Below are 17,489 nucleotides of genomic sequence, written 5' to 3'. Positions count from 1 at the left end.
AGAATGGTTTCATACTATCCAATAATAATCCGCTCTTTCGGGTATTTATAGCGAGGTGGTTGTTCCCTTCCACCACTAGCTAAAATAAATGTTAAAATACCAACGCGTCCGATAAACATAAGCACAATAAGTACAAGTTTCCCAACAGTTGTTAAATCAGGCGTAACACCTGTTGATAGTCCCGTCGTTCCGAAAGCAGAACAAACTTCAACAATTAAGCTCATAAGCGGTACATTTTCCGTAATAGATAAAATGAATAGCGCAGTAGCACATAACAAAATCCCCATCGTCATAACGACAGATGCTTTCAGTACATCCTCTTCATGTAGCTGCCGTTTGAAGACTCTAACTGTTCTACCGCCCCTTGCAAAGGTGTATAGTGACAATATACTAACAGCAAATGTAGTTGTACGTATTCCGCCCCCAACCGAACTTGGAGATGCCCCTATAAACATTAATATACTCATAAATAAAAGCGTCGGTTGTGATAATTCACGTATATCCATTGTTGCAAGTCCACCACTTCGCGTCGTCACAGATTGAAATAATGTATAAAATACAGTTTCATGCCATGATTTTCCTACTAAAAAATGATTTCTCTCCAGTAAAAAAATCATAATTGTACCCACAACAACGAGTACGAAAAATGTTGTTGTCGTCAATTTTGTAAATAATGAAAAACGGAATAATTGTTGTCGCCTTTTACTAAGAAATTGCTTTACTTCCATTAGCACAGGGAAACCAATCGCTCCTAAAATAATTAGTAACATATGAATCATTTGAACAATATAATCTTTTTTATACGGAATTAATGACTGTCCTGTTAAATCAAATCCGCCGTTCGTAGTCGCACTAACAGCTGCAAAGAAACCGTGAAAATAAGCTTCTTGCCAAGTCGGAAAGTAAAGTAAAAATCTTGTACCTAATAAGATTGCTCCAATAAGTTCTATCGAAATAATTACAATTAAAATAGAACGCATCAATTCTACGAGACCCGATAAATTTCCTTGATTATGATCTGCCATAATTAATCTTCTTCTTTGCAAACCAATCTTTTTCCCCGTAATGATCCAAACAAATGTACCAAGCGCCATAATTCCTAAGCCGCCTAATTGTAAAATAAGAGCTAAAACAATAATTCCTGCAGTAGTAAACGTATCTGGAATCGTAATAACAGACAGCCCCGTAACACTTACCGCACTAACCGATGTAAAAAGAGCATCTATAAATGTCCATTTCACACCGGGCTTCGTAACAAACGGGAAACTAAGCAATATCACCGATACAACTACCGCTAATAAATAAAACAAAACGATGAGTTGTACAGGACGTAATTTTTGTAAAAACTTTTTTATATCTCTCATTCCATCACTTCGCTACCTTTTTTCTATCGATTAAATAAAGAAAAATCTTTACTTTCTTTATTTGTAAATAACTGCTCAAATAATTTGGCAAAGACCATTCCATATACAGTTCCATTACCTCCATACGGCAATGCGTAAAATAAATTATGTATCTTTTCATCTTCTTTTAAAATGGGAAGACCATCATGAGTACCACCAAATACAGCTGCCCAATAGTAGTCTGCCTGTATATTTTTATACTGCGGGAACATCTCTTTTACAATATTAATAAGGATATCACGCTTATGCAATAATTTCGTATCACCGATTGTTTGAATTTGCATCGCTTCATCTAATCCGCCTACAATAATGCGGTTTTGATACGTTCGAAAATATAAGTAGGGCCGTGCCGTTTCCCAAATTAACGATCGCTCATGCCAGCCTTCAAACTGATCTATTTCATTTGTTACAATTGCATAAGAGGTGTCTACTGTTGTATTTTTTTCTTTCTTTCCAAAAAGCGCTTCATAACCTGTCGCCATAATAATATTCTTTGCTACAATTTGATTCCCTGTTTTCGTGTAACAAATTAAATCATTTTTGCGTTTTTTTATATGTATTGCCTCTGTATGTTCATATATATTAGCTCCCATTTGGTTTGCTTTATGCAAAAGACTATGTGCTAATAAATACGGATTTACCTCAGCATCACCGTGTGTATATAATGCCGCTTGTTTTATAAAAGGATAACGCTCCTTAATATCAGATGCTGTAAAATACTCAACAGGAAATCCATAATTCTGTAACGTATTGTACTCCTCTTGTAAAAATGAGACATCCTCACTTTTACTTGCATAATATAAACTATTTCGCAGAATAAAATGGGGATTAATATCAAGAGTCGGTATTACCGCTTCCATTGTTCTTAGCGCTTCATAACAAAGCTTATATGCTCGCACCCCTTTTTCTTTACCAAATGTATGGATAAGAGAGGTTAACGATTTATCATGAAGAAATTGTAGTAAACCTGTATTAGCAGCTGTGCTACCACATGCAATGGCTCTTTTTTCAATAAGTGTAACACTCATGCCAATTTTCGCTAACGAATGCGCTATATGAGCACCGGCTTCGCCGCTTCCGACTACGAGCACATCACATATCATATCATTTTCTAACAGTGGATAACAAGGTACAGAAACTCCTGTATTCCAAAACAACTTACCCATCATAAGTTTCATAATTATACTCCTAAAATATAAATTTCTCCTTTCTATGTTTTGTTATTTTTCATAAAAAAATCCAACTAACATAGGCTAGTTGGATTTTTTATCTTTAATTAGAACGCTCTTCAAGCCAATTTCCAATCGTCGGATATGTTTGTTTTACAGCTGTTCCACCGTAAACGATAGACATATGTCCTGTCGGTAAACATACATATTGTTTATCATTGCTAGAAATATGATCTAGCAATGCTTCTACTTGACATGGCAAAGCGATATGATCACGTTTCCCAGAAATATTTAAGACATTCGCCTTAATATTTGCAAGGTCTACCTTTTGTCCGCGAATAACGAGTTCACCCTTAACCAATTTATTATTTTGATAAAAATCACGAATCCACTGTCTGTATGATTCACCTGGGAACGGAATACCATCACCAACCCACTTTTGAACCAATCTCCAGCTTTCGACGAAGCGTTCATTCTCTGAACGATCTACTAAAGCAACATATGGACCAACAAAGTTCGTAATTGGCTTTAACATTTTGTTTCCGAAATCAATCATTTCTGGCGGAATATTTCCAAATGTATCAACCGCTTTATCTAAATTGAAGTATTTCTCATCTAATAAAGGACCATACAATCCTGTTTCAGAGAAATCAAAAGGACTTGTCATAAAGATTAGGTTACGAATTGGCATGTGCGGATGAAGCGCTGCATAAATAGAAGTTAGCGTTCCACCCATGCAATAACCAAGTAAAGAAATCTCGTCCGATTTCGCAGTTCGCATTACTTTTTTTACGGCTTTTGCAATATAATCAAACACGAAATCATCAAATTTCAAATGACTATCTTCTAAACCAAATGTGCCCCAATCAAGCATATACACATCAAAACCACGATCCACTAGATATTCCACTAAACTATTTCCAGGAGTTAAATCCATAATATATGGTTTATTAATAAGAGCATATATTAACAGAATTGGAACTCTTTGTGTTTTTTCTTGTTTTGGAATGTAGCGATAAAGCTTCGTCTTATTCTTCGTCCAAATAACCTCTTTCGGCGTTAATCCTACTTGCGGCTCTGGTTCACGTAATAAAATTTCACTCGCCCTTTTCACTCGGCGGTATGCTTTTCGGTACTCTTCTGGGTATAGCTCTAATTGCTTTTCCCATTCTGTTGCGAATGTAGTCATTTTTCTATCTCCTTTTTGGTCGATTTCCTTCTAAAAAAAAGAAGTGCATTCCTGCTATGGATATGCACTTTTTTCTTGCTTCATTACATATATAATCCGCCGTTAATGTTTAATTGTTGACCTGTGATATACGCACCGTCACGGCATAGGTATACTACACCTTTTGCAATTTCATCAGCTTGACCAAAACGTTTTTTCGGGATTTTTGCAACGATTTTTTGACGTACTTCTTCTGGTACTTCTGCTACCATTTCAGTATCAATAAATCCTGGGCAAATAGCGTTTACAGTGACATTTGTTTTTGCAAGTTCTAACGCTAACGATTTTGTAAATCCTAGCATACCTGCTTTTGCTGCTGAGTAGTTTGTTTGGCCAAATCCACCTGCTTGACCAATAATAGAAGAAATGCTAATAATTCTTCCTTCTTCCGCTTCTGTTATGTATGGAAGAACAGCGCTTGTCGTATTAAATACGCTACTTAAATTCACGTCAATTACGCGCTCCCAATCTTCACGATTTAACTTTTTGAATGTACGATCTCTTGTAATACCAGCATTATTAACAAGAATATCAACTTTACCAAAATGATTCACAGCTTCTTCTACAAGTCGGTTTGCATCTTCTACTTTAGAAACATCCGCTTGCACTGCATAAACATCATGTCCGTCTTTTCCTAATTCATTTACTAAATTTTCAGCTGCTTCTTTACTGCTATTATAGTTAATAACTACTTTCGCTCCCTCTTGTGCTAATGCTACTGTAATTGCTTTTCCAATTCCTTTTGCTCCACCTGTTACGATTGCTACTTTTCCATTTAATTGAACCATTTCTTTTCCCCCTTAAATGAATTTGTGAACGATTGTTATGAATCATTTTGGTACTCATACTATAGAGTCCATATATAATTATGTTTCGCTGTTTATACGTGAAAAGAGATTCTCCCTCTCTCTTTTATCTGTTATAAACAAGCGCTTTTATCATTTTTTATTTTCTGGCTTATTCGCAGGCTTTACCTCTTCTTTTACAGGTACTTGTAGTTTAGCTAGTACTGCATTTTGCTTTTCTAGCAATTCTAAAATTTGATCTACTTTTGTTTCAAGCGTACGAATATCTTGTTTCACTTTCGTCACATCACGCTTTAATGTAGGAGCTTGTCCTAAAGAATCGACTTTCTCCTCTAGAAACTCCTCAATGTTATCTACTTTATTTTCTAAGTTAATAACAAGCGTAGCCACTCTTGCGATATCCTCTTTCGTCGGCACATTTACTTGTTCTAAATAGTTTTTTGTCGTATCATTTAATGCTTTTTGATAAAACAAATTCAAATCTAGAACGCTGCCCATCCAAGCAGAATATTCTTCTGTTTTAATTGTTTCATTGAGCGCTTTTCCCCAAAATGTTTCGGTTTGTTCATAAGCATTTTTCCATGCTTGTAGTGGATCGAATTTTTGATCAATCACTTTACCTACACTCCTTTTTTCGTTTTTGAAACAATTCAACCTATTCACTATTTTCTAATATTCTGAATAAAACTTCAAGTCTATATTTTATTTTTTTCTATTTTCTAACAAATGTGTTGACTTTAAAAACAGATAGGTGTAAATTGCACTTATAAGCAAAAAATTCCATCTAACTGATTCATGAGGTGATGCACAATCATGCTACAAAATGAACCAGAACAACGCGAAAGTTTGGAGAGCAACCAAGCGAAACAACCAAACTCCATGCCAAAAAACTTCTTAGTTCCCTTCTTACTTCTATGTCTAAAAGACTGGAGTCTTCATGGTTACAAACTTATTCAAATGCTAATGGATATCGGCTTTTCTTCTGTTGACCAAGGTAATGTTTATAGAACACTACGCAAATTAGAAAAAGAAAACCTTATTTCTTCTACTTGGGATACAAGCGATGGAGGGCCGGCAAAAAGAATTTATTCTTTAACTGAATATGGAGAGCAATATTTAACAACATGTGCGACTTCTTTTGAACATTATCAAAATATGTTGCGAACGTTTTTCACGTTATACACCAATGCATTCTTTCCATTTTCTACTTCTCCAGAAAAGGATGAAAAGGATTCTTCATCTTCACCTGGTGGTACAGCAGAGTAATCTGCGTTCACAATATGCAAAAAAACATTTGGGGGTCAAATAATGGAAACTAAACCATACGAATTAGTCGATGCATTTTGGAAAAACTGGTCTCAATCACTTTCCCTTTTCTCTTCAGCTGGGAAACAATTAGAGCAGCTTACTTTAGAAACATTAAAACAACAACAAGACGCTTTGCATAAATTAACATCAGGAGTAGATGAACTAGAAAAAGAACTACAACAACTCACTGCTCAGTTCAACAACCAATATACAGATTACGTGAAACAATTAACTGGAAACTCCTTAAATGATCAAATTAACGAGTGGCAGGACAAATGGAAGGAACTTTCTGCTCATATGCATCAACTTACTGTTTCTCCTACAAAAACATCTTTGTCAATTCTTACACAAACAAGCGGTCAATTTGAAGAAACAACAAAACAATTTATTGAGCAACAACAATTACAACGTGAAGAGGCTCAAAAACAGTTAGAAGGTTTTTTGGAAGAGTTCAAGTCAAAACAGTTGGAACTCGCAAAAAAGTTCGAGGAAAACTCAAAAAATCTATTTACTTCCATCAAGTAAGAAAAATGTGGGAGCTAACTGCAGCACAAACAAAACTCTTTCTTCCTCCTACTACATCAAGATGGCTGGCATTTTTCGATATGGAAAAGAAGGAGGACAAAATGAATCCATTTCAAGAAGCACAAACCGTCCCGGAGCTTCGTTATGATGAGATTCAAGTCGGTGATCAAGCATCCCTTACAAAAACAATTACAGATGAAGATGTTATCAATTTTGCAAAATTGACTGGGGATGTGAATCCTATTCACATTTTAGACTCTTTTGCAAAAACGACAATGTTTAAAGAACGCATTGCCCATGGTATGCTCGTTTCGAGTTTTATTTCTACCATCCTTGGAACGAAACTCCCAGGCAAAAATACGATTTATTTATCCCAAAATGTTTCATTCCGTGCCCCTGTCAAAATCGGTGATACACTTCGCGTTGTGGCAGAGGTTATTAAGAAGCGTGACGATAAAAAAATCATTACGTTGCAAACAAATATATATAATCAATCGGATGATATTGTCGTGGAAGGTACAGCGACAATACTAAAAAAAGAGTAGCAAATTTGCTACTCTTTTTTCTATCCAATAACTTCTAATCACACCGATTACTTCCGCGTATGAGCACGCCGGTTCCACATAAAATAACAGTACCAATTCAGATAAGTACTTATCTGGACTGGATTACTCATAAGGATGTGTATCATCATGGCAAAAACAAACAAATTACTAGTTCCAGGTGCTGAACAAGCACTTGATCAATTTAAATATGAAATTGCACAAGAATTCGGCGTAAGCTTAGGGTCTAATACAGCATCTCGTTCTAACGGATCAGTTGGCGGTGAAGTAACAAAACGTCTTGTTTCTTTAGCTCAACAACAATTACGTGGATAATAATATAACATATGGCTTAGAGGCAGATATTCTCTGCCTCTTTCTATTTTTCACATACATAATCGGACTTTTTCACATACTAGTAAGAGCAAACAGAAAGGAACGATATATAACATGAAACGGATTAACATTCGTATGAGTCCTCCCCGCGTTCTTACTTTGTCTTTTATCATGTTATCAATTATAGGTACATGCTTATTAAAACTTCCAATCGCTACAACAACGTCTATTTCATGGCTCGATGCTTTATTTACAACAGTTTCTGCCTGTACGGTTACAGGGCTTGGTGTTGTGGACACTGGAAAAGTATTTACTTTGTTTGGACAATGTGTCATTTTAACGCTTATACAAGTTGGCGGACTTGGTATTATGAGCTTTGCTGTCTTAATTGCGATTATGCTCGGCAGAAAAATCGGTCTTCAAAACCGTATTTTATTACAACAAGCATTAAATCAAACGAATATAGGCGGCGTCATCCGTCTTGCCAAAGCATTATTTTTATTCTCTTTTACAGTCGAATGTATCGCTACTTTAATTCTTTCTTTTGAGTGGGTACCAAAATACGGGGTTACCAAAGGGATCTATTATAGTTTTTTCCATTCAATCTCAGCCTTTAACAATGCTGGTTTTTCTGTGTGGAGCGATAATTTAATGTCCCATTCTCATAGCATTATTGTCAATTTCGTCATTTCCTCTCTCATCATTTTAGGTGGAATTGGTTTTACAGTGATCGTAGACATAAAAAGAAAGAAAAACTTTAAAAACCTTACACTACATTCAAAACTTATGCTCTCTTCTACTCTAATCATCAACATTATTGCTACCCTTTTTATTTTTATATTCGAGTTCCATAACTCTCTTTCTATGAGAGGTTTTACCCCATTTGAAGAAGGAATGGCCTCTTATTTCCAAGCAATTTCAACGCGAACTGCCGGGTTTAATACAGTTGATATTTCTACATTGTCAAAACCTTCCCTGCTATTAATGATGCTACTTATGTTTATTGGTGCTGGTAGTGCTTCAACGGGTGGGGGGATTAAGTTAACAACATTTTTAATCATATTTTTTGGCGTATTTAAATTTTTACAAGAACAAGAAGATATTGTCGTATTTAAAAAATCCATTAAAGATACTCTCATTGTCAAATCATTAACCATTACTATTATTTCTATTTCATTTATCTTTTTTGCTATTTTAATTTTGAGTATTACTGAACGAGTTCCTCTATTGATGAGTGCTTTCGAAGTATTTTCAGCATTTGGGACTGTTGGCCTCAGTATGAACTTAACACCCCACTTAACTATAATTGGAAAAGCGATTATTATTTTTATGATGTTTTTTGGGAAAATGGGTCCTTTAACATTGGCATTTTCATTTGCTCGTAAAAAGAACCGAAAAATAAAATATCCGAATGAAGATATTTTAACAGGTTGACAACCGTATAAATTATCCATATAATGAGAATACAATAACATATCTCCAAAGGGGAGTAGCGTCCAAGAATATATCTTGGAAACAAAGTCGTCATTACGTAGAACTTAGTTCTTCCGGCTTTGTTGGCATTTTTATTACATATGTCTAGCAAGACCTTTGCCTATTAACGGCAGAGGTCTTTTTTGCATTCATTTCCAGATTCTTCCAAAGTTAATAGGCAGGAGTATGGGGAAACTAAATAGTGGGGAAATTCTTCACTTATTTAGAAGTTATAGAGATGAGAGGAGAATGTACATGGATGTATCATTATTATTGGAGTATGGTTGGGTATTACTCATCCTAATTGCACTTGAAGGGATTTTAGCGGCTGATAACGCTCTTGTTCTTGCAATTATGGTAAAACATTTACCAGAAGAAAAACGAAAGAAAGCACTATTTTACGGATTAGCGGGGGCATTCGTTTTCCGATTTGGATCGTTATTTATGATTTCGTTCTTAGTCGATGTATGGCAAGTGCAAGCAATCGGTGCCATCTACCTTATGTTTATCGCTGGTAATCACTTATTTAAAACATATGTTAAAAAGAATACAGATGAAGAAACAGAAGAAAAAGAAGCAAAGAAAAAACAAGAGAACTTTTGGTGGACTGTATTTAAAGTTGAGGTTGCTGATATCGCCTTCGCAGTTGATTCAATTTTAGCTGCTGTTGCACTAGCAATGACTTTACCAAAAACAGGACTAGGTACAATTGGTAGTCTGGATACTGGGCAATTCGTTGTTATCTTTGTAGGTGGACTTATCGGATTAATCATTATGCGATTTGCAGCAACTGCTTTCGTACAAATCTTAAAACGTAAACCAGGGCTTGAAACTGCAGCATTCTTAATTGTAGGTTGGGTTGGTGTGAAGCTAGCAGTTTATACGTTAGCACACCCTGCATTAAATGTAATTCCACATTCATTCCCAGAATCCACTCCGTGGAAGCTTACATTCTGGATTGTATTAGTCGGAATCGCAGTTGGTGGTTGGTTCTTCTCAAAAGAAGTAGAAGTAAAAGTGGAAAAGAATTTAGACGAAAAAGCGCTGTAATTACAGCGCTTTTTCTTTTTCCTTTCTTCCTCGCAATGTCCAGAAAAAATTCCATTATACTACCTTTTGTAAACGTTTTCTTAATGTATGTATGTCCTTTTTGTGAAACATTGCACAAACTCATTGAAAGTAGGAACAATTCCATGTACTTTATTCATATAAGGAGTATTTATAGAAGATTTACTAAAGGAGCGTATTACTCATGCTAGAACAAGGACTAGATTATGTTGTCAAACTGGCTAAAAGCAAAAAGAAAATACTAGATACAAACCCAATGCAATATTTCATTCGTGCTGCACTTGCGGGGATTTATATCGGTTTTATTATTGTACTATGTTTTAAATTAGGTAACTTTTTTCACATTGCAGATTCACCAGCAACTTATTTATCTGCCTCTATGTTTTTCGGGATTGCTCTCGTACTTATTATATATGGCGGTGCTGAATTGTTTACTGGAAACACAATGTACTTTACTGTAGCAACTTTAAGAAAAGAAACAACGATTTCTGATACACTTCGTAACTGGGTTGCTTGTTATGCAGGTAACTTAGCCGGCGCATTATTCTTTGCCTTACTATTTTACGCAACTGGAATTTTTGAAGCAATTGATCACGGTCACTTAATGAGTAAAGTCGTTGAAGGAAAGATGAATACACCTACAATGCAGTTATTCTTTAAAGCCATTTTATGTAACTGGCTCGTATGTCTTGCTTGCTTCTTACCTTCTCAGGTTAAAGGTGACACAGCAAAAATAATGGTCATGATGCTACTTGTTTTCACATTCTTCTTATCTGGTTACGAACATAGTATTGCAAACTTATCACTCTTTGCTTTATCTTTAGTTTCACCGCATCCTGAGACAATTTCTTTTTCAGGTGCTATTCATAACTTAATTCCTGTTACAATTGGTAACATTATTGGCGGATCAGTATTTGTCGGTATGGTATACCACTACTTAACAAAGAAAACGCCTGAAGTTCAACAGGAAGAAACTGAAATCGCAACAGCTCAACAAGAAGAGATTATTCCTTTACAAGCCCATATGAAGCATTAAAAACTCCAAAGTTTTACTTTGGAGTTTTTAGCTTCCCACGTATTTAACAACAAGGTGAGGAGTAATTTCTCCTTCTTCCTTTCCCTTATCCATTCTCTGTTTCATCTTGTGCATACCGATAACATCATTCGTATGAAAGTGAATTTCATTTACATATAACCCCTCTGTACAAAAAGCTTCTACAAAATCTAGTCCATTTTTCGCTCCCCATCCCATATTAAAATCAAGAGAAAGAATATTCACATCATAATCCCGAACCATTTGCAAAGCACATTCTACTGTAGTTGCGGGCACATACCCGAACGGGCAACTTCTTTGATCATCCATATATACGTTCATTTTCGATTCCCTCTCTAATTTGAATATGCGGCCAATACATAACATATTGCCCCGAGACTAATAAAAGGACCAAATGGAATTGGCTTTCGTACTTCTATACGTTTTAATCCGATACCAATCCCGAAAAAACAAAGACTAAAACAAGATGCTAAAAATAAAACGATAAAAACTCCTTTCACTCCTACTATAAATCCAAGTAACGAAAGTAGTTTTATATCTCCTCCGCCAAGCCCTTCTGGATATATCTTTTGCATGCAATATAACAAAATAAATATAACACCACTACCAGCTATACTATCTGTCCAAGTAACTAATTGTACAAAAACACTTTCGAGAATGAGTAAAAAGGCAAACGAAATTAAAATACAATCAGGAATTAACATATATAAGTAATCTGTAACTGAAATAATAAGAAGTAGCGAAAAAAGGGATAAAATAATAATAAGCTCTCGTTCTATTCCAATCATATACACTGTAAGAAGAAATATACCTCCTGTTATACATTCAAATGCTACATACATAATTGGAATTTTCCTCTTACAATTCGTACAACAGCCTCTTTGTATATAAAATGAAATGATAGGGATTAGTTCTTTTGTCCTTAGCACATATTTGCAATAACCACAATGTGAACGCGGGGTAATAATAGAAGCACCTAATGGAACCCTCATCGCAACTAGCATAAAAAAAGAACCAAACACCATCCCTGCTAACAGTGCATATAAATAAGTGAACATCCCTTCCTCTCCTTTCCCAAAAAACATAGCAAAAAAAGGAGAGAACTTCTACTTCATATTATCCTTTATTCTACTAAAAAGCAGGCCATTTCCTGGCCTGCTTTCCCCTCTTTTATACGATGAAATAAACTGCTTTTAATGGTCCATGTACTCCGACAACAAGATTCATCTCGATGTCAGCCGAGTTACTTGGCCCTGTAATAAAGTTAATACAAGATGCCGCTGTCTCCCCATTTTCTACGCGTGAGTTCATATCCTGAACTGCTTGTGTAATACGAGGCACAAGTGTTTCACGTGGAATAATAGCAAAATATACAGTCGGTAAAAAGTGTAAAGAACGCCCTTGACCTTTATGACTTTGTACAACAATTGTACCAGATTCAGCTAATGTATAATCACTAAATGCAATACCAATATTCGCTTTTTCAGCTAAACGCATATTTTCGTCTTTTCTCTCTGGATCCCATACATTTACTTCAACATCTCGCTTTGGAAGTTCTTCTTTAAATAAAGATGTTAAACCATATGCATCAAAACGCGCATCTGCTGATAATAAAATAGGTCCCCCGCCGTTTTCCATGATTACTTTTTGAAGGTCTTCACCTAAACGGTCGTTTGTCGTTTCTACTACAGTTGTATGAATGTTTGTACATTGCTCTTTAAACACTTCTAGTAATTCTTCTTGTGAATAATCTTTTAACGTTTCTATATTCACATTACTTTTCCATACTGGACGCTCTAAGCCTTCTGTTTTACGCGCGCGCCCAAGTTCTTTTGCAATGTTATCTAGAAAGGCATCACGGTTTTGAATTAATCCTGTCATTATTTATCCCCGCCTTTCTTATGATCTTTATACCAATCACGGAATCGTTCTTTACTTGGAGCTGGGAATTCACGAATATCCGTCCAGTTTTTAAGTGGTCCAACACCTTTTGATACACGATTACCAGATGTAAATGGACTCATTGCCGCTGGTGCCATTTTTGAACCCATTTTATATAAAGCAGCTGAAGAAGCACCCATACTAAACATTTTCATAGCCAGTTTTTCTGCAAGTGGTGCACGACCTTCTTGCTCAACGATGACTTGACGATGTTTTAATAATAAATCATGCAATGGAATTTTTACTGGACAAGCTTCTGTACATGCTCCGCATAAACTAGATGCATAAGGAAGCTCTTTGTAATCATCATATCCACCTAGAAGCGGTGTTAATACCGCACCGATTGGTCCTGAGTAAATCGATCCATATGAATGTCCACCAACGTGACGATATACAGGACATACATTAACACAAGCAGCGCAACGAATACATTGTAATACTGAACGGAATTCAGATCCAAGAATTTGAGAGCGACCATTATCAACAACAACTAAATGAAATTCTTCAGGTCCATCAACTTCCTCTTCTTGAATTGGCCCCGCTACTGTTACATAACTTGTTAATTTTTGACCTACTGCACTACGACATAGTAAACCAACTAAAACATCTAATTCTTCCATTGTCGGAACCATACGTTCCATACCCATTACCGCTATTTGTGTTTTAGGAATTGACATAACAAGATCTGCATTACCTTCATTCGTTACTAAACAAAGAGAGCCAGTATTTGCAACAGCAAAGTTACAACCAGTTACACCAATTTCTGCATCCATAAATTTCTCACGAAGTTGTTTACGAACAAACTTTGTCATTTCATACGGGTCATCAGAATTTTCATAGCCTAGCTTTTCTTTAAATACATCGCGAATTTGCGTTCTATTTTTATGAAGTGCAGGTGCAATAATATGTGAAGGTGGATCGTTATCTACTTGCAAGATATACTCTCCTAAGTCACTCTCTAACACTTCACAGCCAATCTCTTCAAGCGCATGGTTCATACTAATTTCTTCTGTTACCATCGACTTTGATTTTACTACCTTTTTTGCCTGCTTCTTTTTTGCAACGTCTTGAATATACTTTGCTGCTTCCTCTTTCGTTTTCGCAAAGTACACGTGTCCGCCTCTTTTTGATACATTTTCACTTAACTGCATTAAGTAATAATCAAGATTTTCTAACGTATGTTGACGAATTTGTTCACCTAGTTCACGCCACTCTTCCCAGTTTCCTAGTTCATCTGCGGCTTTTAAGCGATTCGTATATAAACGCGTTTGTGCAGAAGATACTGCTCCGCGCATAAACGAATCTTGAATTCCATCACCAACGCGATCATTAAATTTTTTCTCACTGATTTTCATAGACATAGCTTATGTTCCCCCTTCATGAGCGACTATTCAGTACCTCAGCAATATGCATTACTTTTACTTCTTTTCCTAAACGCTCAATACGTCCGCCAATGTTTAACAAACACCCACAATCTGCACCGATTAAATAATCTGCACCTGTTTCCATTACACTATCTACTTTTTCGTCTACCATTTGCTCAGAAATTGGAGTCATCTTAACTGAAAACGTTCCCCCAAACCCGCAACAATTTTGCACGTTTGGCAAATCTCTCACAGTTAATCCTTTTACATTTGATAATAAAATTCCTGGTGCTTCTTTTATTCCAAGCATACGTGTCATATGACATGATTTATGAATAGTAGCGACCCCTGGTAAACTTGCACCAACATCAGTAACCTTTAAAACATCCACAATAAACTGTGTAAATTCATAAGTTTTATCAGCAACTTTTTGTGCACGTTTAGCCCACTTTGGATCATCTTTGAAAACATGTGGATACTCATGAAACATTGTCGCACAAGAACCAGATGGCGTAACAATATATTCTGCATCTTCAAAAGTTTCAATCATATGTTTCATTGCTTCTTTTGCTGCTTCTACATGGCCGCTATTATAAGCAGGCTGACCACAACAAACTTGCGCTTCTGGAAATTCAATTTCACAACCTAAACGCTCCAACACTTCAACCGTTGCTTTGCCGACATTTGTTTCAAACATATCGACTAAACAAGTAACAAATAAAGTAACTTTCATAACTATTACTCCCCCTTTTTACAACTTCACCAACAAACATATGGTCATCAGATGACTTAGCAGAGAAGAAATAGGCTCAACCATGGCCTATCCTCTCCCTCTCCTAAAGAAAACGCTTACTTAATCTTTCTCTATTTTATCAGAAAATTAAATTTTTAAAAGATTAAATTACGAATTTATATCGTTTTTACCTGTGACAATATGTTCTACATTTGTTAAGTGATCTAGCATTGCTTGCTGCGCTAATTCTACATCTTGTTTTAACACCGCATCATATATAACTTGATGCTCTTCTATAAGTCGTTCTGATGTCGTTTGTTCACCATATAAAATAATGCGTCTTGATTCACCAATCGTTTCAGCAATCATCTCTGAAACATGATTCATGAGTTCAAGCAAAATGCTATTATGCGAAGACTCTGCAATTCCCATATGAAATTGAAAATCGGCTTTTTCGCCAGCCTTTTCATCTCCAATGCTCTTTGCCATTTCATCTAACCAATGTTTCATATTTTGTAAATTATCTTCCGTACGTTTTGCCGCCGCTACTCGAACTGCCCCCACTTCAAGCACCTTTCGTACTTCTAATAAATTCAAAATATCTTCTTTCTTCATTAATAATCTATTGTTTAATGATTTCGTTAATGAAGAAGAATCGAAGTTCTTCACATATGTACCTTCTCCTTGTTTCATCTCAATTAAGCCCATCGCTCTTAGCGCACTTAGCGCTTCACGAACAGCAGATCTGCCAACTTGAAACTGCTCAGCTAATTGATGCACAGGGAGTAGTTTGTCACCAGGTTTTAACGTACCATTTTTAATCATTGTTAAAATAGCTTCAGATACTTCTTCGTAAATTTTTTTCGGTTTAATAGATTTGTACTCCAGTTAAATCACCTCAGTATCTTCCAAACAACAATTGAAACGATTTATAAGAACTTTGCATCATAACTATTTTAGACCGAATTGATAAGAAGTACAAATGTTTTGTTCATAAAATAGTCAAATTTTCGATATTTATTACATATTAATTTATATTTTTACGTATAAAGTGAAACTTTAATCAGTGAGGGTCTTACTGACCAGCGAATAGCGGGATAAATATTTTCTTCAATATAAAGAACATGCCCTAAAAATTAGAACATGCCCCCCTCATCCTGTACATTCAGTTTAATAATAACCGTTGTTCCCTTATCTTTTTCACTTTCAATTTTCCACTGTCCACCATGTATATGAACAATTTGTTTCACAATAGCAAGGCCTAAACCTGTTCCACCATGTTGACGACTTCTCGCTTTATCAACTCTGTAAAAGCGTTCCCCAAGATTCTCCAAATGCTCTATATCAATGCCAATTCCTGTATCTTTTATTTTTAATTCACAGTAATCATCGATTTGCTCTAAAGTTATAACGATATTTCCTTTTTGATTTGTATATCGTATCGCATTATCTAACACATTATGAAGCACTTGTTGCATACGATCCTCATCAATCATGACAATGACCTCTGGATTTAAATTGGTTGAAATATGAATTTCCTTTTCTATAAACTTAATCTCATACGTATCTAATACGTCTTCAATCAGCTGTGAAAAAACGATAGGTTGCTTCTTTAACGGAAAGTGCTCACCTTCTAATTGTGCTAAGTCTAACAAGTCATGAACGAGACGCTGCATACGACCTGCTTCTTTATGAATTAGCTGAGTTACTTTTTCCTGCTGAGCTCCCTTTGCAACACCATCTAAAATAGCCTCGCTATACCCTTTTATATAACTAAGTGGTGTTCTAAGTTCATGCGAAACATTTGCTAAAAATTCCTTACGCTTTACATCTTCTGTTTCTAATGAATTTGCCATTTTATTAAATGCTTTTCCTAATCGTCCAATTTCATCCTCTGAAGAAACTGTAATCCGCTCCGAAAAATCTCCCGTAGCCAAATGATTTGCAACCCGCTCCATTTGCGAAAGTGGCTTCGTAATTGCAATTATAATTTTTCTTCCAACCCATATCGTAATTAAAATCATAGCAATTGCTAACGGTGCTAAAATAAGACCCATATCATAGATTAAATCTTTTATACTTTTTAAAGGAATATACGAATAGACAATTCCGACTAATTTTTTATTTTCCAATACAGGAATGACAACCCCCATAATATTACGGTCAAAATGTTCTTCATATCCTATTTTTGTCACAGTTTCCCCATCTAATAGCGTTTGCCTATCTCCTTCACTTATAAGAGAATGATGATGCACATCAAAAGGCAAACATGCGCTTAAATCACGCGGATTAGATACGAAAATAACGTCCGAACTAGATATTTGATCAAACGATCTTACTTTCTCTTCAAAAGTTGATATTCCTTCACGCTTATCATATTGAGCAGCAAGACTTTTTCCTTCCATTACTAACGAAGCTTTTAAATTATCAACGTATAACTTTTCATACGAGTATAAAGATACGAAATAAAGAAAGGACACTGTTACACATACTGCACATACTACTGTAAGCCAAAGTTTTTGTACCATCGTAAACATAT

The 17,489-nt window shown here is 35.6% G+C and carries 19 protein-coding genes and 1 riboswitch; of the genes, 7 read left to right on the top strand and 12 right to left on the bottom strand.

The features are described from left to right. Positions 1-14: 14 nt before the first annotated feature. The 5 genes from MKY21_RS06720 to phaR all read right to left on the bottom strand — a co-directional run bounded on the left by MKY21_RS06720 (position 15) and on the right by phaR (position 5,221). A complete protein-coding gene (locus MKY21_RS06720; RefSeq protein ID WP_001204692.1) occupies positions 15-1,364 on the bottom strand; it encodes a TrkH family potassium uptake protein in 1,350 nt (449 codons plus the stop codon). 23 nt (positions 1,365-1,387) lie between these two features. Continuing rightward, positions 1,388-2,581, bottom strand: coding sequence for an NAD(P)/FAD-dependent oxidoreductase (locus MKY21_RS06715; protein WP_016117447.1), 1,194 nt, complete (start codon positions 2,579-2,581; stop codon positions 1,388-1,390). A gap of 94 nt (positions 2,582-2,675) precedes the next feature. Beyond that, complete coding sequence (gene phaC, locus MKY21_RS06710) at positions 2,676-3,761, bottom strand: class III poly(R)-hydroxyalkanoic acid synthase subunit PhaC (RefSeq protein WP_000206333.1); 1,086 nt, start codon at positions 3,759-3,761, stop codon at positions 2,676-2,678. 83 nt (positions 3,762-3,844) lie between these two features. Continuing rightward, complete coding sequence (locus MKY21_RS06705) at positions 3,845-4,588, bottom strand: acetoacetyl-CoA reductase (RefSeq protein ID WP_000250407.1); 744 nt, start codon at positions 4,586-4,588, stop codon at positions 3,845-3,847. Positions 4,589-4,738: 150 nt separating this feature from the next. Beyond that, on the bottom strand, positions 4,739-5,221 hold the full coding sequence (gene phaR / locus MKY21_RS06700) for a polyhydroxyalkanoic acid synthase subunit PhaR (protein ID WP_000566942.1): 483 nt from the start codon (positions 5,219-5,221) through the stop codon (positions 4,739-4,741). A gap of 198 nt (positions 5,222-5,419) precedes the next feature. Here phaR and phaQ point away from each other — a divergent pair, with 198 nt between their 5' ends. The 7 genes from phaQ (at position 5,420) to MKY21_RS06665 (ending at position 10,894) form a co-directional block, all read left to right on the top strand. Then, complete coding sequence (phaQ, locus tag MKY21_RS06695; protein WP_000939955.1) at positions 5,420-5,872, top strand: poly-beta-hydroxybutyrate-responsive repressor; 453 nt, start codon at positions 5,420-5,422, stop codon at positions 5,870-5,872. Between the two features lie 42 nt (positions 5,873-5,914). Beyond that, a complete protein-coding gene (phaP, locus tag MKY21_RS06690; RefSeq protein ID WP_000448594.1) occupies positions 5,915-6,439 on the top strand; it encodes a polyhydroxyalkanoic acid inclusion protein PhaP in 525 nt (174 codons plus the stop codon). Positions 6,440-6,540: 101 nt separating this feature from the next. Further along, the gene (locus MKY21_RS06685; RefSeq protein ID WP_001067916.1) at positions 6,541-6,984 is read left to right on the top strand and encodes a MaoC family dehydratase; all 444 of its coding nucleotides are present in this window, start codon (positions 6,541-6,543) and stop codon (positions 6,982-6,984) included. A 147-nt stretch (positions 6,985-7,131) separates the two neighbouring features. After that, positions 7,132-7,317, top strand: coding sequence for an alpha/beta-type small acid-soluble spore protein (locus MKY21_RS06680; RefSeq protein WP_001140707.1), 186 nt, complete (start codon positions 7,132-7,134; stop codon positions 7,315-7,317). Positions 7,318-7,431: 114 nt separating this feature from the next. Next, a complete protein-coding gene (locus MKY21_RS06675) occupies positions 7,432-8,751 on the top strand; it encodes a TrkH family potassium uptake protein (protein WP_000822339.1) in 1,320 nt (439 codons plus the stop codon). A 38-nt stretch (positions 8,752-8,789) separates the two neighbouring features. Then, a riboswitch (yybP-ykoY riboswitch) is annotated at positions 8,790-8,963 on the top strand. A gap of 82 nt (positions 8,964-9,045) precedes the next feature. Next, entirely contained in the window at positions 9,046-9,840 is a 795-nt protein-coding gene (locus MKY21_RS06670; protein ID WP_000383326.1) for a TerC family protein, read from the top strand. Between the two features lie 202 nt (positions 9,841-10,042). Then, entirely contained in the window at positions 10,043-10,894 is an 852-nt protein-coding gene (locus MKY21_RS06665) for a formate/nitrite transporter family protein (RefSeq protein WP_000893029.1), read from the top strand. A 27-nt stretch (positions 10,895-10,921) separates the two neighbouring features. On the opposite strand, the gene MKY21_RS06660 is transcribed toward MKY21_RS06665, so the two are convergent. The 7 genes from MKY21_RS06660 to MKY21_RS06630 all read right to left on the bottom strand — a co-directional run bounded on the left by MKY21_RS06660 (position 10,922) and on the right by MKY21_RS06630 (position 17,487). Then, on the bottom strand, positions 10,922-11,233 hold the full coding sequence (locus tag MKY21_RS06660) for a cyclic-phosphate processing receiver domain-containing protein (RefSeq protein ID WP_001103761.1): 312 nt from the start codon (positions 11,231-11,233) through the stop codon (positions 10,922-10,924). A gap of 14 nt (positions 11,234-11,247) precedes the next feature. Beyond that, entirely contained in the window at positions 11,248-11,970 is a 723-nt protein-coding gene (locus tag MKY21_RS06655) for a prepilin peptidase (protein ID WP_000495718.1), read from the bottom strand. A 112-nt stretch (positions 11,971-12,082) separates the two neighbouring features. Next, on the bottom strand, positions 12,083-12,793 hold the full coding sequence (locus MKY21_RS06650) for a LutC/YkgG family protein (protein ID WP_341075778.1): 711 nt from the start codon (positions 12,791-12,793) through the stop codon (positions 12,083-12,085). After that, complete coding sequence (locus tag MKY21_RS06645) at positions 12,793-14,214, bottom strand: LutB/LldF family L-lactate oxidation iron-sulfur protein (protein ID WP_000061930.1); 1,422 nt, start codon at positions 14,212-14,214, stop codon at positions 12,793-12,795. Before MKY21_RS06645 ends, MKY21_RS06650 begins: the two co-directional genes overlap by 1 nt. 16 nt (positions 14,215-14,230) lie before the next feature. After that, positions 14,231-14,950 (bottom strand): (Fe-S)-binding protein, encoded by a 720-nt coding sequence (locus MKY21_RS06640; RefSeq protein ID WP_000869150.1) that lies wholly within the window; start codon positions 14,948-14,950, stop codon positions 14,231-14,233. Between the two features lie 168 nt (positions 14,951-15,118). Then, positions 15,119-15,808, bottom strand: a complete 690-nt coding sequence (locus MKY21_RS06635) for a FadR/GntR family transcriptional regulator (protein ID WP_254904472.1) — start codon at positions 15,806-15,808, stop codon at positions 15,119-15,121. A gap of 278 nt (positions 15,809-16,086) precedes the next feature. Next, positions 16,087-17,487 carry a sensor histidine kinase gene (locus MKY21_RS06630; RefSeq protein ID WP_000494794.1) on the bottom strand — a complete coding sequence of 467 codons (1,401 nt, stop codon included), beginning with the start codon at positions 17,485-17,487 and terminating at the stop codon, positions 16,087-16,089. Positions 17,488-17,489: the final 2 nt, after the last annotated feature.

The sequence above is a fragment of the Bacillus sp. FSL R9-9497 genome, from assembly GCF_038005805.1.
GTDB lineage: Bacteria > Bacillota > Bacilli > Bacillales > Bacillaceae_G > Bacillus_A > Bacillus_A cereus.
This window is presented reverse-complemented; position numbering and strand designations above follow the sequence as displayed.